The sequence below is a fragment of the Paenibacillus jepli genome (assembly GCF_047238105.1).
In the GTDB taxonomy this organism is placed as follows: Bacteria; Bacillota; Bacilli; order Paenibacillales; family Paenibacillaceae; genus Paenibacillus_D.
Genome location: NZ_JBDFMD010000001.1, coordinates 2,085,349 through 2,108,549, shown reverse-complemented (window position 1 = coordinate 2,108,549; position 23,201 = coordinate 2,085,349). Strand labels below are relative to the sequence as shown.

At 59.5% G+C, this 23,201-nt stretch carries 19 protein-coding genes; 9 read left to right on the top strand and 10 right to left on the bottom strand.

The features are described from left to right. Positions 1 to 55: 55 nt before the first annotated feature. From ABC336_RS09415 to ABC336_RS09380, 8 genes are all read right to left on the bottom strand, one after another. Positions 56 to 853 (bottom strand): SDR family oxidoreductase, encoded by a 798-nt coding sequence (locus tag ABC336_RS09415; RefSeq protein ID WP_413238420.1) that lies wholly within the window; start codon positions 851 to 853, stop codon positions 56 to 58. A gap of 219 nt (positions 854 to 1,072) precedes the next feature. After that, positions 1,073 to 2,707 carry an MDR family MFS transporter gene (locus tag ABC336_RS09410; protein ID WP_459564710.1) on the bottom strand — a complete coding sequence of 545 codons (1,635 nt, stop codon included), beginning with the start codon at positions 2,705 to 2,707 and terminating at the stop codon, positions 1,073 to 1,075. A 6-nt stretch (positions 2,708 to 2,713) separates the two neighbouring features. Further along, on the bottom strand, positions 2,714 to 3,154 hold the full coding sequence (locus ABC336_RS09405; RefSeq protein WP_413238418.1) for a MarR family winged helix-turn-helix transcriptional regulator: 441 nt from the start codon (positions 3,152 to 3,154) through the stop codon (positions 2,714 to 2,716). 237 nt (positions 3,155 to 3,391) lie between these two features. Continuing rightward, positions 3,392 to 3,955 (bottom strand): DUF4825 domain-containing protein, encoded by a 564-nt coding sequence (locus ABC336_RS09400; protein ID WP_413238417.1) that lies wholly within the window; start codon positions 3,953 to 3,955, stop codon positions 3,392 to 3,394. Next, positions 3,952 to 4,629, bottom strand: coding sequence for a permease prefix domain 1-containing protein (locus tag ABC336_RS09395; protein ID WP_413238416.1), 678 nt, complete (start codon positions 4,627 to 4,629; stop codon positions 3,952 to 3,954). Before ABC336_RS09395 ends, ABC336_RS09400 begins: the two co-directional genes overlap by 4 nt. Beyond that, on the bottom strand, positions 4,622 to 4,975 hold the full coding sequence (locus ABC336_RS09390; RefSeq protein WP_413238415.1) for a PadR family transcriptional regulator: 354 nt from the start codon (positions 4,973 to 4,975) through the stop codon (positions 4,622 to 4,624). The genes ABC336_RS09395 and ABC336_RS09390 overlap by 8 nt, the downstream gene beginning before the upstream one ends. Before the next feature lie 224 nt (positions 4,976 to 5,199). Further along, positions 5,200 to 6,285 (bottom strand): GIY-YIG nuclease family protein, encoded by a 1,086-nt coding sequence (locus ABC336_RS09385; RefSeq protein WP_413238414.1) that lies wholly within the window; start codon positions 6,283 to 6,285, stop codon positions 5,200 to 5,202. A 323-nt stretch (positions 6,286 to 6,608) separates the two neighbouring features. Beyond that, a complete protein-coding gene (locus ABC336_RS09380) occupies positions 6,609 to 7,256 on the bottom strand; it encodes a hypothetical protein (protein ID WP_413238413.1) in 648 nt (215 codons plus the stop codon). Between the two features lie 224 nt (positions 7,257 to 7,480). Between ABC336_RS09380 and ABC336_RS09375 the strand changes: the two genes are divergently transcribed. The 3 genes from ABC336_RS09375 to ABC336_RS09365 all read left to right on the top strand — a co-directional run bounded on the left by ABC336_RS09375 (position 7,481) and on the right by ABC336_RS09365 (position 11,590). Further along, positions 7,481 to 9,304 carry a cache domain-containing sensor histidine kinase gene (locus ABC336_RS09375; RefSeq protein WP_413238412.1) on the top strand — a complete coding sequence of 608 codons (1,824 nt, stop codon included), beginning with the start codon at positions 7,481 to 7,483 and terminating at the stop codon, positions 9,302 to 9,304. Beyond that, entirely contained in the window at positions 9,279 to 10,937 is a 1,659-nt protein-coding gene (locus tag ABC336_RS09370; protein ID WP_413238411.1) for a response regulator transcription factor, read from the top strand. Before ABC336_RS09375 ends, ABC336_RS09370 begins: the two co-directional genes overlap by 26 nt. 95 nt (positions 10,938 to 11,032) lie before the next feature. Beyond that, a complete protein-coding gene (locus ABC336_RS09365; protein ID WP_413238410.1) occupies positions 11,033 to 11,590 on the top strand; it encodes a hypothetical protein in 558 nt (185 codons plus the stop codon). Between the two features lie 61 nt (positions 11,591 to 11,651). Here the strand turns inward: ABC336_RS09365 and ABC336_RS09360 are convergent, their stop codons facing one another. Continuing rightward, entirely contained in the window at positions 11,652 to 12,995 is a 1,344-nt protein-coding gene (locus ABC336_RS09360; RefSeq protein ID WP_413238409.1) for a DUF3626 domain-containing protein, read from the bottom strand. A gap of 147 nt (positions 12,996 to 13,142) precedes the next feature. Between ABC336_RS09360 and ABC336_RS09355 the strand changes: the two genes are divergently transcribed. The 6 genes from ABC336_RS09355 (at position 13,143) to ABC336_RS09330 (ending at position 20,559) form a co-directional block, all read left to right on the top strand. Then, positions 13,143 to 14,057: a carbohydrate ABC transporter permease gene (locus ABC336_RS09355; protein WP_413238408.1), complete on the top strand. Its 915-nt coding sequence runs from the start codon at positions 13,143 to 13,145 to the stop codon at positions 14,055 to 14,057. 6 nt (positions 14,058 to 14,063) lie between these two features. Next, positions 14,064 to 14,903: a carbohydrate ABC transporter permease gene (locus ABC336_RS09350; RefSeq protein ID WP_413238407.1), complete on the top strand. Its 840-nt coding sequence runs from the start codon at positions 14,064 to 14,066 to the stop codon at positions 14,901 to 14,903. A gap of 167 nt (positions 14,904 to 15,070) precedes the next feature. Beyond that, positions 15,071 to 16,432, top strand: a complete 1,362-nt coding sequence (locus tag ABC336_RS09345) for an ABC transporter substrate-binding protein (RefSeq protein ID WP_413238406.1) — start codon at positions 15,071 to 15,073, stop codon at positions 16,430 to 16,432. A 325-nt stretch (positions 16,433 to 16,757) separates the two neighbouring features. After that, positions 16,758 to 18,407 carry an MGH1-like glycoside hydrolase domain-containing protein gene (locus ABC336_RS09340; RefSeq protein ID WP_413238405.1) on the top strand — a complete coding sequence of 550 codons (1,650 nt, stop codon included), beginning with the start codon at positions 16,758 to 16,760 and terminating at the stop codon, positions 18,405 to 18,407. A 317-nt stretch (positions 18,408 to 18,724) separates the two neighbouring features. Continuing rightward, positions 18,725 to 19,642, top strand: coding sequence for a glycoside hydrolase family 43 protein (locus ABC336_RS09335; RefSeq protein WP_413238404.1), 918 nt, complete (start codon positions 18,725 to 18,727; stop codon positions 19,640 to 19,642). A 140-nt stretch (positions 19,643 to 19,782) separates the two neighbouring features. Continuing rightward, the gene (locus ABC336_RS09330) at positions 19,783 to 20,559 is read left to right on the top strand and encodes a cysteine-rich CWC family protein (RefSeq protein WP_413238403.1); all 777 of its coding nucleotides are present in this window, start codon (positions 19,783 to 19,785) and stop codon (positions 20,557 to 20,559) included. 398 nt (positions 20,560 to 20,957) lie between these two features. Here the strand turns inward: ABC336_RS09330 and ABC336_RS09325 are convergent, their stop codons facing one another. Further along, positions 20,958 to 23,201 carry an FAD-dependent oxidoreductase gene (locus ABC336_RS09325; protein ID WP_413238402.1) on the bottom strand — a complete coding sequence of 748 codons (2,244 nt, stop codon included), beginning with the start codon at positions 23,199 to 23,201 and terminating at the stop codon, positions 20,958 to 20,960.

Sequence of the window (23,201 nt, the reverse complement as noted above, 5' to 3'; positions counted from 1 at the left end):
ACCACCTGCGCGAGCTAGGGCTAGCCCTAACAACACGCAGGTGGTCTATTCCCGTTTATCCCCGCATCAAAGACTCGGCCCCGTCGATGTAGATATCGACGCCGGAGATATGGCTTGATTCCTCGGATGCGAGGAAGAGCACCAGGTCTCCGCACTGCTCGATCGTGCCGGACTTGAACTCGAGCGGCTGGCTGCCCTTCGGATATTCGATCGGCATCTTGACCTTCTCCAGCGACGGCGAGATGTTGGTGTTGTCGTCGATGTTGGTGTCGATGGCTCCCGGACAGACGGCATTGACGCGAATCTTGGACGGCGCCAGCTCCAGGGCGATCATCTTCATAAAGGCGACCTGGCCGGCTTTGCTTGAGCTGTAAGCCGTTGCGCCTGTGTTGGAGAAGATCCGGTTGCCGTTGACGGAGCTGGTGATGATGATGCTGCCGCCGCCGTTCTCCTTCAGGAATGGGACGGCGTACTTCACGGTCAGGAACGTTCCCTTCAGATTAATGCCCAAGGTCTGATCCCAATCGTCGACCGTGAGCTCTTCGATCGGCGCCCAGGTGCCGTTGATCCCGGCATTGGCGAAGACGATGTCGATGCGGCCGTGCTTGTCCACAACCGCTTGCATGGCTTTCTCGACCATCTCGGGCTTGGCGACATCGGTCTCGTATACGTCGGCTGTACCGCCGGCTGCTTCGATCTGAGACTTTACCTCATTGGCGTTGTCCAGCGTCCGGTCCAGCATACAGACGATGGCGCCTTGCTCTGCCAGCTTCAGTGCGGCGCCTTTGCCGATCCCGGATCCGCCGCCGGTGATGACGGCTACTTTGCCTTCGACTCGTTTTTCGCTGCCCATGTCTATCCACTCCTTTTTTATAGTAAGGTTCCCCAAACATCTATAGATGATTAAACGGTTCCACTTCACATGAAGCAGCTTGGATGGGGTTTTTGTTGTTGTAAACTCGGCGGAAGCCGTCAGAGCAGAGGCCGCAGGCAAAAAAAGGCGAGGGAGCAGCCCCATGTCATTAAGATAGAAAACTTAATGACATGGGGAGCAGCTCCCTCGCTTGAAGGCTTACATCTCATTTATGGAAGGTCGGGCCGATACGCTGCCGCTGCTCTCGCGCTCGCCTCCGCTCTCAGCCGAAGGAGCATCAGAGCTGCGGAGCGGGATCTCGCGCATGAAGACGACGAGGATGAACGCGACGACGAGCAATCCGGCTCCCGTGAGGAAGACCGTGGTCAGCGCGTCGCTGAGCGCGCCCCGCATCATGCCGACCATCTGCATCGCGACCGATTGCAGCTCATCGGGCAATGAAGCCGTCAGACGCTCCAGCTCCGGTTGATTGGTGAGCAGCTGCGGGTCCATAAACGGTTGCAGCTGCTGCATCACTTCCGGGTCAGCTGCGGCCGGGTTGCTCGCGCCGGCATTGCTCATGGCGGCGCTGATATTATGCGCCATCCGCGAGATCATGATCGAGCCCATGACCGCAATGCCGATCGTACTGCCGAGGTTGCGGAACAGCTGGGAAGAGGCGGTGACGACGCCCAGCTCGCTCGGCGAGACCGCATTTTGGGCGGCCAGTGTGAAGACGGGCATCCCCAATCCCAGTCCGATCCCGAAGACGATCATACTGACGATGGCGACAGGAATATTGTCCATATACGCCATGATGACCATCCCCACCGTCATGATCGCCATGCCCAGCAAGGCGAAGCGCTTGTACTTGCCCGACTTGGTCATCCAGCGGCCGGTCAGGGCGCTCAGGACGATCATGGCAATCGACATCGGCATCGTCACATAGCCGGAGTACGTAGGCGAGATGCCTTCGACGCCCTGCACGAAGAATGGCAGATAGATCAAGGCGCCCAGCATGCCTGCGCCCATCAGGAAGCCGGCAATATTGGAGATCGTGACGACCGAGTTGCTGAACAGGGACAGCGGCAGTACAGGACTCTGCACCTTGCGCTCTACTAATACAAAGAGGAAGATGCTGACCAGACAGGCCGCGAACAGGCCGATGATCTGCCAGGAGAGCCATGCATATTGGGTACCGGCCCAAGTAAAACCTAACAGCAGCGGGATGATGGCTGTCGTCAGGAACAGGGAGCCGAGATAGTCCACTTTCTCGTTGTAGTTGCGTTGCGGTTTCGGGAACAGCCGCCAGATCATCGCGAAGGCGATGAAGCCGATCGGCAGGAAGATCCAGAAGATCCATTCCCAGTTCATATGATCGACCATCCAGCCGCCGAGCGTAGGGCCCAGGACGCTGGAGAAGCCGAAGATGGCCATCATCATTCCTGTCCACTTGGCACGCTCCCGGGGGGCGAACAAGTCGCCGATCGCCGTAATAGCGGTCGCCATGATAATCCCGCCGCCGACGCCCTGGATCCCCCGGTAGAGGATCATCTGGCCGATCGTACCGGCCGTGCCGCACAGGAAGGCGCCGATCATGAAGAAGATGATGCCCAGCAATAGAAACGGCTTGCGGCCGTAGATATCCGAGAGCTTGCCGACCAGCACAGTGGCGATGGTAGAAGTCAGCATATAGATGGTGATGACCCACGTATACAGGTCCATGCCGTTGAGCAGGGAAGCGATCCGGGGCATCGCCGTACTGACGATTGTCTGATTGATCGCTGCAAAGAACATGGCCGCCATGATGGCGATCATGATCAGCACTTTTTGTCGTTGGGATAAATGTTCGATGATAACCTACTCCTTATTTGTCGTTTCGATCAACTCATGCATATGGTTAAAAATGCGAAACAGATGTGCCTTGTCTTCATCTGGTATTTGTTCAAAAATACGCGCATAAAGCTCATTATACCGCGCTCCGAGCTCCTCTTTGCGCAAGAGGCCCTCTTCCTTAATCTCAAGATAGACGACACGACGATCAACCTCGTCACGAAAGCGCGAGATGAGTCCGTATCGGATCATGCGGTCGGCCATCCCCGTCACAGCACCGGGTGTGACGGACAGCAGATCGGCGAGATCGGCTACCTTAAGTTTGCCATGGGCAGCCAGCAGATGCAGCATCCGGTACTGGCTGATCGTAAATGAATCCGGGCTGCCCCGGTTCCAGGCGTCATTTGCCTTGCGGATGAGCGTCTTGAACAATTGAAACAACTCGAGCGACTGCTCGGTCTGGGACATCAGTCCGCCTCCTGTCTCCAAAGTAATTACTCTTATATATGAGTGCTCAATCATTTATATCCCAATCATTTAAGAGGATATATTTTAGACCTAAACAATTAACATGTAATGTACTTTACTCCTGTTTGTGATGAATGTCAATGGCTTATCATGAAGGTCCTGCAGACGCTGAAACATATAAAAAAGCAAGCAGAATGCCGTCTGCTTGCTTCATCTCGAATCGCGGCCTCATGCCGGTCAACTCGCAACTTCGGTAAATCTGGCGTCCCAAACGTCCTGTACGTAATCCGGATCGCGGAGCGGCTCCTGGACGGACGTCCGCCAGGCTGCCGGATCGAGCAAGGTAGAGATCGCACCATACTGCTCGCCGATATCGGAGCGGCTGATCTCATAGTTCACATCAGTAAATTGATACCGGATGACCTCGAGATTGCCGATCAGGGCGATAGCGGCGGTCGAATTATAGATCAGTGAGCGCTGCAGATGGAGCTGTGCGGTATCGGTCGCTGCTGATTCAAATCGAAGTACCGCTGTCAGCTCGTCGGGGTACAGCTGAAATGTAAAAGCCAAGTCTTGCAGCGGCAGATGGCCAAACAGCTGGGTCAGATTGCCTGCGTTGCCCATGTACAGATGCCGATAGGGCAGCACCTCATCCAGATGATGGGTCAGCGGATCGAGCTGCTCGGCCCGGTAACGCTCCTGCTGCGCCGCCTGGCGGGGGAGATAGCCCGCCTCCATATAGACGAACATCCCTGCACCCAGGACAAGCAGAGCCAGAAGGATCGAGATACGGGGCTTCATGGCTGCTCACTCCTCTCATGGCGATGCAGAAGTCGCAGCGCTGTCGTGCCAGTCAGCGGGATGACGATGCTGAGCGCTGGCAGCATATAGCGGTATAGGAGGGAGGCGAACTGGTACGGTCCATCGATCCTCACAGGTCTTCCGAACCAGAGGTTGCTGCCAAAGTGCAGCGCCGAGGTGTTGAGCCACGAGACGATGATGTACACGCCCCATAGAATCCAGAGGATCCGCACCACCCGCGCGACCTTGACGGTTCGTACAGTACGCCAACTATCCGACCCGCCATGACTGACGCTGCGGCGCAGCAGCAGATACCAGATCCCGACCCCGACAATGCTGACAATCAGACACGATTGAGCAAGCATCCCGGCCCCTACGGCCCGCGCCGGAATCGTGAAGATCCAGGCGGTCAGCAGATAAAACAGTATCCAGTGAGCCAGCTCCAGTTGGAATGGCTTAACGGCAATCCGGACATGGTCATCCATTAGGCCGTCGATACTGGTCAGACTTGCGGCCGCTTGGCGCCGGGCTTCATCCGCAGGTATGCCCTGGGCTTCCAGGTCAGCAGCTTTGGCTTCCAGGTTGCCCAGGATCTCCTCCTTTAACTCCCGTACCCTATCACTCTCCCGGTAGCCCCGGAACAGCTCATCGACATGTTGCTTCAAGTTACTCATCAGCTGCTGTACTCCTTTCTATCAACTTCCCGATCAACCGGCTGGCGTGATGCCAGTCGGCTACGGCTTTACGATACGCGGCTTCGCCGGCGGCAGTAATCCGATAATACTTGCGCCTGCCGCCCTGGCTCTGGTCGCCCCAGTAAGACGAGATCAGGCCGCCTGTCTCCAGCCGCTTCAGACTGGTATAGAGCGAAGGCTCCTTCAGCTCATATTGCCCCTCGCTTGCCAGGGCGATCGCTTTGATAATCTCATAGCCATAATTGTCTCCCTCGCTGAGGAACCGGAGGATGATCGTATCGATATGTCCCCGGATCAGCTCGCTGCTGATTCCCTGCTCTGTCATGGTGAGCCGTCCACCTCCTGTAAAAGCATTATGCCGCATATTACTATGTGTGTCAATGTACTTTGTGTGAGATTATACTTCCGCTTGGTAATCACCGCAAAAAAAAGCACCTGCTCGTCATAGACGAGTCAGGCGCCTTCTCAAAGGACGATAGAGACCTAGGCCGCGGATCGACCGGGAACCGGGTTAGCGATCCGATGGTCAATTCTCTAAGTTCAAGCGGTTTAGACGGAGTCCGAAGCAGACTGGACATGCGTTACTGTCTTGCCGCTCTCGCAGCGGTAACGATAGTTCTGCTCACACAGCTTGAGCAGCTCGGCTTTGAGTCCCCGCCGGGGCACCGTCACACGGATACCCTTGCGGCCGGACCGGCGGAGGGCAGACTGAACTGCGGCCGCGTCGGCTGCCTGGCTGACGATCAGCTCGTCCGGTCCGCTCTCGCGATAGTGACTGAGCAGGAATAGGTCCGGGGCATACTCCCCCGCCGATCCGGCATAGGGGTGCAGCGCAAACGACCGCAGCATGCCCTCCTGCACTCTGGCGATCAGCACTTCGCGCTTGCCGAAGTACAGCACCTCCTGGATCGTGCCGAGCTCGCGGTCGACGATCTGCTTGGCTGGCAGCTGCTCCAGGATACGGATGTGCGTGAGCATATTGCCTGCCCTTTCATATTCCATCCGCTCGGCATACTCTGCCATCTTCTCCCGCATCGCTTCGAGCAGTTGGCCGTCCTTGCTCGTCAGGAGCTGCGTGGCCTGGCGGGCCGTGTCGCGGTAGGCTTCCGGGGAGATGTGTCCCTCGCAGACGCCGCTGCATTTATGGATATGATAGAGAAGACAGGCCCGCTTGGGCAGTGTGGTGCAGCTGCGCAGCCGATAGTGGTCCGTGATAAAGGCGAGTACGGCATTGCGGAAGCGGGAGCTGTAGTACGGGCCGAACCGGTGCGGGTTATCCCCGTAAGGGGATCCTGTAGTTCTGGCGTCAGCTGGACGATCGGCAGGCTCGCGGCGGTCGCGGTACAGCACGTCGATCCGGGGCAGCGGCTCGTCCGTCATTTGCAGATAGGCATAGCCGCTGTTGTCTTTTTTCAGTGCCCGGTTGTAGGCTGGCTTGTGAATCTTGATCAGATTATTCTCCAGGATCAGACTCTCGGCTTCGTTATTGACGATCATCACCTCGATCGAGGCGATCTCGCTGACCAGCTGGATCAGGCGCTTGCGCGTGTGTCGGGTATGGAAGTACGAGCGCAGCCGGTTGCGCAGGTGCTTGGCCTTGCCGATATAGATAATCGTCCCTTCGCTGTCGCGCATCAGGTAGCAGCCGGGCAGCTCGGGATAGTCATTGGCTTTGAATTGAAAGGTGATCGGAGTTCACCTCCGTTTTTATGATGGCGAACATTAGTTCCACTATTCATAGTACAGGAAGGCCGTAAAGATTTCTAGATCGAAAATTCCACTAAGTCAATTATTAGTATCTAATGGTAGAAATTTGATATTTATTGTTCGGTATGGAGGATCAAGATGAAGGTTGAATAAGATCATATTTCCCCATTTGGACCAGATTGGTGACGAATGTTGTCGTGGATCAAGGTGGACCGTTCCTCGTAGTAAATTACCTTCCTGATTGTAGAACATTAGTGGTCGGGAGGGTTTTCTTCCAGGTTGATTTTAAGCAAATATACCTTTTTCTCCTCTTGAATCATGCGCTCCAACTCTGCGGAATCTTGCAGATTGTAGGGGTGGAGACTCCTCTCGTTCACCCGGTAAGCAGCCAAGACTAAAGTTTCCCCATAATGCAATGGTACGGTATCTCCAGGAGCGTAAGCTTGATTCCACGTGGAGATCCCCCCTTCGGGCAGAGAAAACATCGACTGATCCGCATCGTTAGATGCGAACACATCTCCCAAAAACATCAACATGGCTGCAGCATCGCTATTCGGGAAGAGGACGGACCATCCGAATGGCCCTTCATGCTCCGGTTCCAGGAAAAGGCCGGTGGACAGCTCCATCATCCGCGGCGGGTCGGCAAGCTCGCCGTCTTCATAGCTCTCTGCGTAGAACTCAATCCAGCTTTTGTCGGCTTCTGTAAGATTGAGGTTGTAATAGAGCAATTCTCCAAGGTGGAGATCCTTGAAGGTGCCGGTATGGGGCGAATCTTGGAGAATTGTGATGAATGCAGGTGCATCACTGATTTCGTTGCTTGAGTGGCTACAGCTTGTGGCAAGCGGAATCAGCAATAGAGTGAGGCCGATAAGGGTTAATTTCAGGTTGATTTTCATCATATACCTCTCTTGGTGCAAGAATAGTGGCAGAGGATGTCGCAGGACGCAGCCCGCAGCAAGACCAGACAGTCCGGCTCTTATTATGACACACCTCCTAATATTTTCCTAGTTGACGGCGATACATCGGCTGGCTATGCTCTCTTGTAAGTGAAGCACGCACGCATGGCTGGTCATCCCGCCCTCGCAGCCCCTCATTTGCCCAAGCCTACGGGAGGAGTCATAATATGTTCTATTCACTCAAAAGCCGGCTGATCGCCGTCTTCATCCTGCTCTTCGTCCTCACCTTCGGGACGTTGTCCGTAGTGCTGTTCAACGAGGCGCGTACCATCATCCGCTCGTATATCGAGTCCTCCGCCTTGGAGAAGATGGAGGAGTATGGCTCCTACGTCAGCATGGTGCAGACCCAGGTGTACGACCTGGCCTCGATCGTCTTCAACAGCGAGCAGACCCGGATCTGGGACAACAAGGTATCCGACCCGGAGGCCAGTGCCGGGGACAAGATGTTCGCCCATATCGAGATGAGCGCTTTTCTCACCCGGACGACCAATAGCTACTCCAGCGTCTCCAATGTGGCGATCTACCGCCAGGAAGGCGTATGGGTGGGCGCCGAGCAGGCGATCGTCCAGGAGACGGACTACATGCAGCAGTCGTGGTACATCGACTTTTTTGCCCAAGGGCGGCACTGGATGTCGGCGCACACAGACGAGGCTGAGCTGATGCGCAATAATCCGCACCCCGTCGTCAGCATGCTGATGCCGATCGGTACGTTTGAACCGACACTGGCCAAGAGCGTCATGAAGGTGAATGTAAGCGCAGACTATTTCCTGCGTCCGCTCAGCCGCATCCATCTGGGGGAGAGTGGTACGATCTATCTGCTGGATGACCGCGGGCAGCCGGTACTGGGGCAATCGACGTTCGGAGATTATCCCGGAACGGGGGAAGCGCTCAAGGAGATCCGCAGCGGGGGGAGCCGCAGCGGCGTCATCTACCGGGAGGACGGGCAGGGGATGGGTGATATCATCGTCTTCAAAAAACTCCCCCGCACCAACTGGACGCTCGTCGGCTTCGTCACTGAGGAGGATCTGTATGCACCGCTGTTCAAGCTGCGCAACAGTATCGTCGTCTTTGCTTCGATCCTGCTCGTCGTGGCGGTGCTGCTGGCCGTCTGGTTGTCCCATGGCGTGACCAAGCCGCTCTCGCGACTGGTGCTGGCGATGCGGCAGGTGCAGCGGGGCGACTTCGACAGCGCCGAGCAGCGGCTCCCGGAGCCGCGGCAGACGATGGCCAGCGAGATCGGCTTTGCGACGTCCACCTTCCGGACGATGGTCGGGCAGCTGCGCCAGCATATCAAGACCGAGTTTGAGCTGAAGCTGCTGCGTCAGCAGGCCGAATACAAGGCGCTGCTCATGCAGATCAATCCGCATTTCCTCTTCAACACGCTGGAGCTGATGAGCAGTCTGGCGATGCAGCGCCGTACCGAGGATACGGTGGAGGTGATCGAGTCGCTCGGCAAGATGATGCGCTTTTCCCTGAAGTTCAGCGACGACCTCGTCATGCTGGAAGAGGAACTGCGGTATGTGCGGGATTATATGACGATCCTGCAGGTGCGCTTCGGGGAGCGGCTGGAAATCCGGCTGACGCAGGACGGCGAGCTGGAGCGGATCAGAGTCATCAAGTTTATCCTGCAGCCGCTGATCGAGAATGCGGTCAAGTACAGCTTCCGGGAGCAGGCGCAGGCGCGGGTGCATATCGATATCAGCCGGCGTGAGGGCAGGCTGTGCCTGATCGTGAGCGACAATGGTCCGGGCATCCCTTACGAGGTGGGCGAGCAGCTCCGGCAGCAGCTGGCGTCTGTGCAGGTGGAGACGATGCTGGACAATCGGACCGGCCAGATCGGCCTCGGCAATGTCCTGGCGCGCTGCAGATTATATTACGGCGACCAGTTCGAGATGCACTGGGGTCCCGGACTGGATGGGGGCACCCGGATCGAGCTGAGCTTGCCGGCACAGGAGGTGGAGCGGGATGTACCGCGTATTGATCGTCGATGATGAGCCGGAGATCCGTCAAGGTCTGCGGCTCAAGGTGAACTGGGAGGGGATCGGGCTGCATGTCGCCGGCGAGGCTGGACATGGCGGCGAAGCAGCCGAATGGCTGGAGCGGGAGCCGATCGATATTGTGATCACGGATATGAACATGCCGGTCGTGGACGGCTTGTCCTTCCTCGACTATTGCCGGGAGCAGCATCCGGAGCTGCGGCTGATCGTCATCACGGGCTATGAAGACTTCCAGTATGCCCATGCCGCGATCCGCAACCGCGTGCGCGATTACCTGCTCAAGCCTGTTACCCGGGATGAGCTGACTTCGGCGCTGCAGCGGATCAAGCAGGAGCTGGACGGGGAGCGCAGCAGCCGGGACGAAGCTTCGGCCCTGCAATGGCAGCTCTCGCGCTACTACAAGGAGATGAAGGAGCATTTCATCGTCCAGCTGGTCCGGGGCGAGCTGGCGCATGCGCATGCCCAGTCCATCCAGGAGCATGCGGGGCGATTCCGACTGGAGTCGTGGGGCGAGGCGGAGGTGCGCTTCCTGACAGTCGGTATGGCGTCTGGCGGCGCTTCGGGAGAGGATGCCCGAGCGAGGACGCCCGAACAGTTCCGATTGGCCTTGGAGTTGCTCTGCCGCGAGTTTGTCGAACGTCGGGGAGAGGGAGAGGTGCAGACGGGTGGCAGTAATACGGCTCAGCTGGAGGTGTTCCGGGATGCGAGCTGTCCAAAGCTGGAGGTATTTCGGGATGCGAGCTATCCGGGACTGATGCATCTCGTATGCCGCGGGACTGCAGAGGCAGCCGGAAGGGTCGCTGCGTTGCTGCAGGCCGAGATCAGAAGGCTTGCGCGGCTGGAGACCAGCGTCGGTTTCGGTGAGCCGGTTAATGGTTTTGGAGAGTGGAAGGACGGTTATCTGTCAGCGCTCATCGCCTGGAACATGGCCGGGAGCAACCTTGCCAACGAGGAGCAGTCGGCGGCTGGCCAGGCAGCGGTGTTGATTCCGGAGGAGACGGTGAAGGTGATGCGACGCTACCTCTCGCGGGGCGAGCTGCCCGCCTTCCAGGGCGCGATGAGGGAGGCGCTGGAGGAGGCATATGCCGCGTCGCGTGCGGGATTTGTGAAGATGATCTTCCAGCTGTCCTTGCTATTGGAGAGTGCCGCAGCCGATGCACAGCTGGGGTTGAATAGCCGGGAGCAGCTGTGGCTGCGTCCGGAGCTGGCACTTGGCATGGACACTGTGGCCAAGGCGGAAGCCTATCTGCTGGAGATGGCAGCCAAGCTTGCGGACCGCGCAGCCGAGAGCGCCGGCGATGCCGATCAGAGCGTGATCGAAGCGGCCAAGCAGTTTATCGAGGAGAACTATCGCTACGATCTGAACCTGACGATGATCGCCGAGCGGTTCAACTATCACCCGTCGTATTTCTCCGAGTTCTTCAAAGCCAAGGTGGGCCGCACCTTCATCCAGTACCTGACTGATGTGAGAATGGCAGAGGCGGTGAGGCTGCTCAAGGAGACGACGCTCAGCCTCTGGGACATCGCCGAGTTCACCGGCTTCTCCAATGCCAGCTACTTTAGCGCCAAATTCAAGAAGGTGTACGGCGTCTCACCGTCAGAGTATCGCAGCGGGCAGGGGAAGTGAGCGAGATCGTCGTCGGCACGGGCCCGCGCGCGGTGTAGTGCGCCGGAACAGCCGGAGTAACTGCCGAATGGCAGTCGGATAAGTTGGCGAGGGCCGTGAGCGCCGAAATAACTGCCGAATGGCAGTTGGATGAGCTCGCATGGGGCGCGAGCGCCGAACTAACTGCCGAACGGCAGTCGGATAAGCTGGCGAGGGCCGTGAGCGCCGAAATAACTGCCGAACGGCAGTTGGATAAGCTCGCATGGGGCGTGTGCACCGGAATAACTGCCGAACGGCAGTTGGATGCGCCCGCATGGGGCGCGAGCGCCGAAATAACTGCCAAATGGCAGTTGGATGAGCTCGCGAGGGGCGTGTGCACCGGAATAACTGCCGAACGGCAGATGGATTCGCTCACATGGGGCGCGAGCGCCGAAATAACTGCCGAGTGGCAGTTGGATGGGCTTGTGTGGGGCATGAACGCCGAAATAACTGCCGAATGGCAGTTGGATGCGCCCGTGTGGGGCGTGCGCGCCGAAATAACTGCCGAACGGCAGTTGGATGGGCTTGTATGGGGCATGAACGCCGAAATAACTGCCGAACGGCAGTTGGATGCGCCCGTGTGGGGCGTGCGCGCCGAAATAACTGCCGAACGGCAGTTGGATGGGCTTGTGTGAGGGACGAGGCGCCCAACCAGGGGTAAAATGTTACTTGGATTTCCGCAAGCGTGACGTCGGGCTAGCCGGAGGCTTGCTCCCCAAACCGCACCAGCACATGCCAGAGCAGCTTGAGCTCCTGCAGCACCTGGGCCGGCTCGCCGCGGTCCTGCCAGCGCTCGGGGTGGCGCCGGACATCGACGGCCGCAGCGCCGATCCGGGCGGCATCGACGCGGCCGCCCTCGGCGATGCGCGCGGCGAGTGAAGGCATCGCCCGTCCGCGGAAGTCCGGCGGCACCTCTGCGGCGTCCATGGCGAAGCCGCTGTGCCAATGCAGCGCCAGCCGGTATGACTGGCAGAGCTGCTCCAGCGCCGCGCCAGCCGGCGTGCCTCGGAACGAAGGATCCGCGACCAGCGCCTCGGCGTCCTCAGCCAAGGATACCGAGCCATGCACCTGGGCTTCGACATAATGATTGAGATTGCGCGCGGGCTGGCCGCGCAAACGCTCAGCCACGGGAGCCGCCAGACGCTCCCGCAGATGCGCGATCAAGCGGGGCGGTGTCAGGTTGCGCTCGCCAACCGCAAAGTCGGCGAGAAACGCATCCCGCAGGATCGCGGCCATCATGCCGTCAAAAGCACGGTACGTGCACTTCTCTTCCGGCAGCTGGTGCGAGTCGAGGTAGGTGAAGGTGGCGCGCTCCGAGACGGACGGCTTCAGCAGCAGATAACACGAGCCGAAGCGCGGCGAAGGTCCATCTGGATGCAGCATCAGGTCGAGCGCGCCATACTTGGGGCGCTCGCTGCCATCAAACCCGCTATCACGATCCCTAAGATCGCCGCTCTCATCGGACTCGTCACTCCCAACCCCGCCGCTCTCATCGGACTCACCACCGCCACTCCCAAGCCTTCCACTGTCCCCAGACTCGCCACTCCTAAACTCGCTCCCGCCGCTCCGGGACTCGCTGCTCCCGCCGCTTCTAACCTCGCTGTGATAAGCACCGCCAAACAACTGCCGCTCCCACAGATCACGCTGGCCGCCGGGATAGGCGGTGACACTGCCGTTCGAGATGCCGCTCTCGAACTGGTTGGTGTACATTCCCTGCGCCAGCAGCGACTCAGCTACCGTGACCCCTGTGTGAACCAACCGGTCCGGGTGGAAATGCAGCGCAATCCGGGCATGCCGCTTGAGCGACAACACCGCCTCCCGATAATCCCCGTCCGAGATATCGCACATCGCCCGGATCTCCGCCAGCACCTGCTGAGCAGCAGACTCCCGACCGAGCGCATAGTCCGTGATGTGATCCAGTGCCGCCTGCTGTGCCTGGGTCAACTGATAGGACATGTTCTCCAGCACTTCCTTCCCGCTCCGTTTTGCTATACCATACCATCTCGTCGTTCCTTGCGCCATTTCGTTTTGCTCTACCATACCATCCCGTTTTCTCCTGCGCCACGCCTTCTACCCCCCATCCGAAAAAATTAATAGCCAACTCCCGAAGAAATGCGATTCATCACCAGCTGCCTCCCCGGTAAGATGGAATCAATCACATGCTGCAACCAGAGGAGGAGGCCTGCTATGCGCGCCGCCAAACGGCTCAAAATCACTCAGCACAACCGAACCGCTTATCTGTTCCTGCTGCCTTGGCTGATCGGTTTTCTCGGCTTGACTGCCGGACCGATGCTGGGCTCGCTCTACCTCTCGATGACCAAGTACGATCTGCTGAGTCCGCCAACGTGGATTGGATTAGACAACTTCCGGCAGATTTTTACGGAAGACAGCACGTTTAGCGGCTCGCTGTGGCTGACCTTCACCTACGTGTTCCTGTCCGTGCCGCTGCGCCTCGCATTTGCCCTGTTCGTGGCAATGGCGCTCAACAAGGGCATTCGCGCCCTCGGCATCTACCGCACAGTCTATTACATCCCGTCGCTGCTTGGCGGCAGCGTCGCGATCGCCATCGTCTGGCGGCAGATCTTTGACGGCGGCGGCGCCGTCAACAAGCTGCTCAGCTTTTTCGGCATCACCGGCCCATCCTGGATCTCACATCCGGACTATATCGTCTACACGATCGTTACGCTCTCGATCTGGCAGTTCGGCTCGGCGATGGTCATCTTCCTGGCCGGTCTGAAGCAGGTCCCCGGCGATCTGTACGAGGCTGCTCAGATGGACGGCGCCGGCAAGATCGGGCAGTTTTTCAAGATCACGCTGCCGATGCTGACGCCGGTCATTTTCTTCAACCTGATCATGAGCATGATCAATTCATTCCAGGTGTTCACCCCGGCCTTCGTGATCGGCGACGGACGCGGCGGGCCGCTTGATGCGACGATGTTCTACACGCTCTATCTGTACCTGCAAGGCTTCTCTTACTTCAACATGGGGTATGCCGCAGCGCTCGCCTGGATGATGCTGCTGATCATCGGCGGCTTCACGGCAATCTTGTTCCTCACCTCGAAGTTCTGGGTCTTCTACGGGGACAGCAAGGATGGGAGGTAATCACTGATGCAAGCCAAGCTTATCTACACCAAGGGTCTCAAGCATCTGCTGATCATCGGCTTCGGGCTGCTCATGCTCTATCCGGTCCTCTGGCTGATCAGCAGCTCGTTCAAGCCCAACACGCAGATCTTCTCGCAGCCGGGACTATGGCCTTCGACGTTCACGCTGGATAATTACATCAACGGCTGGCGCGGGCTGTCGGGCATCTCCTTCGGGACGTTTTTCCTGAATTCGGCGGTCATCTCGGTACTCAGCGTACTGGGCAATGTCATCACCTGCTCGCTCGCGGCCTTTGCCTTTGGCCGGCTCAACTTCCGGCTCAAGAGCCTGCTGTTCGCGATGATGCTGGTGACGATCATGCTGCCGTATCACGTCACACTGATCCCGCAGTATATCATCTTCAACGAGCTGTCGTGGATCAACACGTATTACCCGCTGGTGCTGCCGAAATGGCTGGCCACGGACTCCTTTTTCATCCTGCTGATGGTGCAGTTCATCCGCGGCATCCCGCGGGAGCTGGACGAGAGCGCGACGATCGACGGCTGCGGCCAATCGCAGATCTATTGGCGCATCATCCTGCCGCTGCTGCTGCCCGCGCTGATCACGACGGCGATCTTCACCTTCATCTGGAGCTGGGACGATTTCTTCAGCCAGATGATCTACCTGAGCGATGTCCGCCTGTTCACCGTACAGCTGGGGATCCGTTCGCTGTTTGACCCGTCGGGCTCGTCGGATTGGGGCGCGCTGCTGGCCATGTCGACCTTGTCGCTGGTGCCGATCTCGCTGATCTTTATGATCTTCCAGCGTTATTTCCTGGAAGGGATCGCGACCACCGGGTTAAAATAAACGGAAGCGCGATCCGCTCCACGCAGGTCTAGTGTTCACCGAACTTTTTATCCGAAAAAATAACGAATCAACAGCCGAAGGAATCGCATTCATCCGGCTGGGGGATTGGCTTAACATAGCAAGTGTAAGCAAGCAGGACAACTACTTGTATGGGGGAGAAAAAAACGATGAAAAAACGGATGCTGATGGTAGCGCTGATCATGGTACTGACATTCGTAACCGCTTGTTCCGGGGGCACGAGCAGTCCCGGCGCGGGAGGCGGCAACACGCCGGGCAATGAAGCACAAGGCGGAACGACCACACCGCCGGCAGGCAGCGAAGACGCAGAGGTCGAGCTCCGCATCATGTGGTGGGGCGACCAGAAACGCGCCGACATCACCAACCAAGTGCTGCAGCTGTTCCAGGAGAAGCACCCGAATATCCGTATCATCGGCGAGTTCTCGCCGGCTACTGGCTACTTCGACAAGCTCAATACGCAGCTGGCGTCGGGTACGGCGGCGGATGTATTTTTCCTCGGCGGCAACGTCGTCGACTACGCGACCAAAGGCGTACTGCTCGACCTCGAACCCTATGTAGGCAACCAACTGGATCTCTCCGACATGGACGAGGCCATGATCGAGTATGGCGACCTTGGCGGCAAGCTGGTTCATATCTCTGCGGGCGCCAATGCGAGAGGCATCGTGCTGAACGAGCGGCTGTTCGAGGAAGCGGGGATGCCGCTGCCGGAGGACGGCTGGAACTGGGAAGACTATGCGCGCATCAGCAACGAGATCGCAGGCAAGCTGGACGGCGTCTATGGCAGCTACAACTTCACAGTGGAAGGCATGGACATCTACCTGAAGCAACACGGCAAGCAGCTCTATGACATGGAGAACAACCAGTTGGGCTTTGAGGAAGCGGATATCGTCAACTGGTTCCAATATTGGGAAGAAACCGCACAGGGCGGCGGCATCGTCACCCCTGAGCTGGCCGTCTCGCATCCGCAGGGCGACACGAGCAAATCGCTCATCGTCACCGGTCAGGTCGCGATGGGTCTGATCCCGTCCAACCAGTTGGCCGCGCATCAAAGTCTGACCGAAGACAAATTGACGATGGTCCAAGTGCCGAGAGGCGAGAAGGGGACCGGTGTCGTCTTCGAATCGAGCCAAGGCCTCTCCGGTTACGCCAAGACCGAGCATCCGGAGGAAGTAGCGATGCTGATCAATTTCTTCATCAACGATCCGGAAGCCGCCAAGATCCTCGGCAACGACCGCGGCGTGCCGGTGACGGCCCAGAACCGTGCGCTGCTGGAGAAGGAGACCGACGAAGTGCAGCAGATCGTCTATGATTATACGAGCCGCGTCTCCGAAGCGACGAAGACCGAGCCGTTCAACGTCAGCTACAACATGCCGGGCAACACCGAGTTCACGACGCTGGCGGAGAAGTCGGTACAGGAGATCGGGTTCGGACGCAAAAATGTCGAGCAGGCAGTAGCGGACTTCTACAGCGGCACCGTACGCATCTTCAACAGCAACATCCAAGCGCAGTAATCCGGCCGCAAGCAAGAGGATAGGATAGCAAGGCCCAACAGGCTGCCGTGCCCCGGCAGCCTGTTGGCATGAATAGCGGTTGCAGTTGGGAGCAAGCTGCGCGATTGAAGCGGTCGTTGCCGAGAAGCCAGAGTCCAAGGGTGTGCAACCCTGACAGGGGCGGTACGAGTGATGAGTGGTGTGAAGCCAGACCTGCGGGGACGGTGTACATGCTAACGCCGGCAGACGCCCGGATATTGTCCTGCTATGCCGATCAAGACTGGCGTACTGGCAGGGCTTATGTCATGATCGGTACAAGCAACAAAACCAGGAGAGGGTGTAGCGGATGAATGATTCATTGCTGAGCAGACTGCGGGAGGCGGACCTGCAGACACGTGTAGGCGAGCTGGGCAAACCGGGAGACGAGGCGGTGCTCCGTCGATTCGCAGCGACGGGCGTGCAGTTTGCAGCGGCCGCAGGCAAGCTTGAGAGCGTCTGGGAGCTGGCCGTAAGAAAGCTGTTGGACTGCATCGTACCGACAGGGGGAGGCGAACCGATCCTGCATGAAGGCGGCATCTACCTCGGGTGCTGGCTGGAGAGTACAGGCACGATCAATGCCGAGCTGCTCTCGCGGTTCGTCCCGGAGGTCTCCGAGGCGACGTACCTTTCGTTTGCAAAGCATCAGCGGGAGGACGGCATGTTCCCCTACAAAGTGACCGAGCAAGGTCCGGCCTACCGCCAGATCCAGCTGGTGACGCCGCTTGCCCGCAGCGTGTGGCGGCATTATGCGCTGCATGGCCGGGACAAAACATTCCTGCGCACGATGTACGAGGCGATGGCACGTTACGACGCGTGGCTGGCAGAGTACCGCGATACGCGCGGCACAGGCTGCGTCGAAGCGTTCTGTACGTTTGATACGGGGCACGATCTGTCGCCGCGCTTCTGGCATGTGCCGGATACGCCGCATCAAGGCGACGCAACGCAAGTTGACCCCGACTCGCCCATGCTGCCGTTCCTCGCTCCCGATCTGACAGCCAATGTGTACTGCCAGCGTCTCTATCTGGCGCGGATGGCCGAGGAGCTGGGAGAGAGCGGCGCAGGGTGGCGGACCAAGGCCGAGGCGTCGCTGCAAAGCTTGTTCCGATATTGCTTTGACGAAGACGACCATTTCTTCTATGACCGCGACCGCCATGACCAGCACGTCAAGGTGCAGTCGGACGTGCTGCTGCGGGTGCTGGCGTGCGAGGTCGGCGACCGGGCGTTTTTTGATGCGGCGCTGCGGCGGTATCTGCTCAATACGCGCAAGTTTTTTGCCAAGTACCCGTATACCTCGATCGCTATGGATGATCCGCGCTTCGATCCGAGCTCCAGCTACAACAGCTGGGCTGGTCCGTCCAACTTCCTCAGCCTGATCCGCACGGCGCATGCGTTCGAGACGCATCACCGCTATGTCGAGCTGACCTGGGTGATCCAGCCGATCCTCTCGGCGATGGCGCATACGGAGCGGTTCGCGCAGACGCTCAGTCCTTGGACCGGCCAGGAAGGCTTCACCGAGACCTATTCCCCGGCGATCCTCTGTCTGCTCGATTTCGTCGAGCGGCTGAGCGGCATTCTGCCGACGGCGGAGGACGAGCTGTGGTTTACGGGCCTCATCCCCTATGCGATGGATCACGGCGAGACGGTCGCCGGAGAGACGGCTTACAGCAGGGACACAGACGGTGTGAAGTATGAGCTGGTCAACACCCGCGAGGGCTGCGCGATCTACCGGGACGGCGAGCTGCATATGCGGTTCCCATACGGCGTGCGGATCGTCACCGACCGGGCGGGCGCGCTCCTCGGCGTGATCGGCATGAGTGCCAGAAGCATCGAAGGCGCGGTGTTCTACGGAGGCAGGGAGCTCCCGTTTGTCGCAGCGGGCAACGACTGGCTCGCGTATCGCGGCGGGACGCTCCAGGCGGAGCGGCAGATCGGCGTGGTGCCGCCGGCCTACGCTTGAGGCGGGGGCTGATCGATTGCGTGTGGTCTTCGTGGCATTGGCGCGGTGCGGGCAGGGCGGAGTAGGAGAGGGCGTTTGTGAACGCCTAGCTGGCGGGTGCCCGGGAGTAGGCCGAAGAGCCAACCAGGGGTAAAAAGTTACTTGAATCCGGTCAAAGTCGGTCGGGGCGCCCAATGAGGGGTAAAATGTTACTTGAATCGCGGGAAAAGCCGGTGGGTGCGCTAACCAGGGGTAAAAAGTTACTTGAATTCCGCAAAAATGGGGCGGGACGCTCGAGCAGGCGGCATACAGTCCACCATAGAAAGGATGAAGCAAAGATGGCCAAACTAACCAATCAAGAGGTGCAGATCCGCGACCCGTTCGTCGTACCGGATCTGGCAACGAGGCGGTATTTTTTGTTCGGCAGCACGGACAAAAACATCTGGGGACCCGGCACAGGCTTCGACGCTTATGTTGGCGACGATCTGCAGCACTGGGAGGGACCTTATCAGGTGTTCCGGCCGGACGAGGATTTCTTCGCCGACAAGAACTTCTGGGCACCGGAAGTTTACGCGCATGACGGCAGCTATTACATGTTCGCCACCTTCCGCAGGCGGGACAACGATCTGCTCGGTACGGCGGTTCTGGCCGCAGAAGAGCTGTTGGGACCGTACAAGCCGCACAGCGACGGGCCGGTGACGCCGAAGGCGTGGAGCTCGCTCGACGGCAGTCTGTACATCGACGAGCAGGGCGATCCGTGGATGGTCTTCTGCCACGAGTGGCAGCAGGTCGCAGACGGTGAGATCTGCGCGATGCGCCTGTCGGCCGATCTGCGGCAGGCGGTCTCCGAGCCTGTCGTCCTGTTCCGGGCTTCGGAAGCGCCGTGGACGACGCCGTTCCATGCGCCGCGGTATCCGGACCAGGACAATTATGTGACCGACGGGCCGTATCTGTTCCGCTCCCCGAGCGGCGAGCTCCAGATGTTGTGGGCAGGCTTCATCAACAACCGGTACGCGCTCGGCATCGCCACCTCCGCATCCGGCACCGTAACCGGCCCTTGGAAGCATGGCGAAGAGCCGCTGTACAGCAATGACGGGGGGCACGGCATGGTGTTTCGCACCTTCGACGGTGAGCTGATGCTGACGATTCATACGCCGAACCGTACGCCGGATGAGCGGCCGATCTTCCTGCGTCTGACCGAAGGGGCGGACGGGGGAATCCAGGTCGAGGAAGACATTGCGCAGCAAGACACATGATGATAGAGTGGCCTTAGCAGCGTCCCAAGACGGGCTGGGTGCTCGATCGAGAGGGCATCCCCGGGCTGGGGGTGTCCTCTTCCGTATGCGGGACCTCCAGCCGTTCGGACGTAACGCATTCAGAGAGGGGAAAAGTCAACATGACCAAACCGCAGCTGGTGCTGGATGTCGCAGGCGTGCTGCTCACCAATCTGTCTCCGGGTCTTTGGAAGGCGGCAGCCGGAGCCGCGGGTATATCCGGGGCTGATGTGCAGGCGCGGTTCCGGGCCGAAGCCCGAGAGGCGCTGTGGCATGGCCGGATGAGTGAAGAAGAATTCTGGCACTGGTTCACCGGAGTGCTGCCTGGCATCGATCCCGCGCTGCTGCAAACGGCGCTAAAAGCGAACCTCCAACCGCTCCCGGCACTTGGGGAAGTCGCGAGGTGGAGCCGGACGGCGGACGTCCATCTGCTGACCAATCACCGGCATGAATGGCTGGAAGAGCCGCTGTCTGCCATTGGCGACACGATTGCTTCGCTAACCGTATCCAGTCAAGCGGGCGTATGCAAGCCCGATCCCCGGATCTACGATCGCGTGCAGAGCAAGCTGCCGTCTGCGGCCCTCGTCATCTTCGTCGATGATCAGGACTGCAATCTCGCGCCGGCGCGCGCGCTCGGTTGGCGAACCGTGCTGGCGGATCCGGCAGCACGGTGGATCGCCGAGGTCGACCGGTTGCTGCAGACTGCGGCGGAGGCCCGCTGCCCCCTTTGCGGCGGAGACAACAGGTGCGGTGTGCTAAGAGGGACGGCCATCGAGGACTGCTGGTGCTACCGAACGGCGGTCCCCCGCGAACTGCGAGAGCAGGTGCCGGAAGAGCTGGCAGGCAAAGCTTGTATCTGCGAAGCGTGTGTCGCCAGACACCGTGCGTCTCGTGACTGAAGGGCGGCATGGCCGGAGCTGAATCCGTTATGATCCATCCCATGCGATCGGATTGTCCGACGCAAGCCGTTTTACACAAGCCGTACTCAAGTCAGTGCGCAACGGACAGTCCGCGCAGCCAATGCACTGACCTTTAGTTTTACCCGTCAAGGGGCCCAGCCGCGTCGGAGTATAGAACAAGGATACCAGGGTATCCATCATCTTCCATCGAACCGGAGGACGAAACCGGGAGGGCTGTACGCCAAAGACCCTTGGTTTTTTAGGCCAAGGGTCTATAAACACAGCGGTACAGCCGCTCGGGAGGTGAAGGGCAAGCCAGGGTGGCGGGGGTGCGCGCCTGAATGCTGACCACGGCCGGGTTAAGCAATAGCAACATCGACGGCTACCTGCGTTGCTCTTTAAGCGTACGCGCGAACTTCGACGACTTCGGCGCGCGGGCAGCCGTTGGTCGCCTCAATCACCAGCCGGAGCGCGTCGGCGCGGACCTCCTCGGCCAGGGTGTGGTTCCGCTTGCGCTTGTAATTGTCCGTAACCTCTGCGATCGTTACCCAGGCGTCGCCGATCCGCACTTCCAGCCGGTAATCCTTCACCAGCTCCGGGATCGCTTCAAAGGGCGTGCGGTGGTGATGCAGATTGATCAGGTCCTCATTGACATCGTCGTTGAACACGAGCTGCACCGTACGTAGGCTGACCGGCGAGCGCCAGTCGTATTGAAGCCATGCCGGCTCGCCGTCTGCGAGCAGCTCTGAGCTCCACAGCTGCGGACCGCCGTACGGGCGGAGATACCCGCCGCTGGTACGGTCCGGCCCATAGGCGGTCGTCTCCGGGTAAGCCCGCAGACAGACCGCCCTGCGGCGCAGGCCGTTCATGCTCCATTCCTTCAGCGGCTGCGGCCGTGTCCCGGCATCCGGGTCTAGCTGCGGCGCATCCCCCCGGAGGAAGAGCAGCATTCCCGACTGCTGGCCACCCGTATGAACGCTGATATGCGGGTTGGCGGCGAGAATCAGGAAGCCGTTCCGCTCGCTCTCCGGCTGCCAGCTCAGCGGCACCTCGATCCATTGGCTGGCACCTTCAGGTACCCGCAGCGTCGTCCGTGCGATCTCGGTGTGAGGGACATAGTTCTCGGGACGGCCTGTATCCCACAGCGAGACGGTCAGCTCTGTATCCGCGGCGGCATCGATCAGCAGCTCGATGCGCTTCAGCTCGGGAGCGACCGGCAGCAGGATACCGAGGTCCGCCTCCGCCAGCGCGTGCGTACCGTCCGCATCCTCGACCGCGAAGCGGGATAGCGTGCTGGAGGCGGTAACCTGGGCTTGACGGATCAGATCCTCCGGGTCGGCGCTGCGCAAGCCGATGATCGACGCATCCTGGCGCAGCATCTGCTGCTGCAGCTCGGCCATGTGCTCGCGGTGGATCGCCCTCGGCGAGACGCCTCGCCGGACCGCCAGGGCGGCGCCGCTGCCGGCTGCCTCGCCGATGACCGCGCAGGTGGCCATGACCCGGGTCGTGCCGAAGGCGACATGGCTGGCGCTGATATCCCGTCCGGCAAACATTAGGTTCCGGGTATTGGCGGAGTAAAGTGAGCGGAACGGGATATGATAGATCCCGTCGGCGAACAGATGCTTGGAGCCGCGTTCGGTCGCGTACACGCCTTGCGGCGGATGCAGATCGATCGACCAGCCGCCGAACGCTACGCGATCCTCGAACGGTTCCTGATTCAGGATGTCCTGCTGGTTCAATACATAATCGCCGACGAACCGGCGGTATTCGCGTTTGCCGGGCACCGAGCCGATCCACTCCAGCGTCATGTTGTCGCTATCAAATTGCCCGGAGTTTTTGATGTAATCCCAGATGCCGTAGATGACCGACCACAGCTCGTCGCGGATCCGCTCGTTGTCATGTACGGTGTCCAGCTCGCCGCCCCATTCGATCCACCAGTAAGCGCAGCCGTTGTCTCCGCTGCGGATGACCCGATTCAGCGGAATACTCGTCTCAGCGATGTTCTTGGCAAAGGAAGGCGGCGTGAACTTGACCGGGTGACCCGCGTCCTTCGTATAGAACAGCATGGTGCTGCCCAGGGTGATGTCATCCGCAACTTCCGGCGCCCAATCCTCCTGGTATTCATGTCTGGCCTCGCGTCCGATCCGGAAGTCTGCACCGGCGAGGAAGCCGACCAGCCCATCGCCGGTACAGTCCAGATAGATGGCGCTTTCAAAACGGATCCGGCGCTCGGAGCCCATCATCCAGCCAGTGATCGAGCGGATCATGCGATCCTCGCGGGGGCCATCCGCTTCCACCTCGTGGACATCGGTATTGAGGAACAGCCGGATATTGGGCTCTGCGCGTACCGCCTCCAGCACGACCAGATCCCAGATGTATGGATTGCCGTCCATATTGCGGTATTGATTCTCTACGAACAGCTCGCCCATGACGCCTGTCTCCCGGGCATACCGGTTGGCCCCATGGGCGGTCGCGCCGCAGACCCAGACCCGCACCTCGCTGCTGGAGTTGCCGCCCAGCACCGGCCGGTTCTGCACCAGTGCTACCTGCTGGCCCATCCGTGCTGCGGCGATCGCCGCGCAGACGCCTGCCAGACCTCCGCCGACGACGGTAATGTCGCTTGCTACGGTTTCATTTTTCAT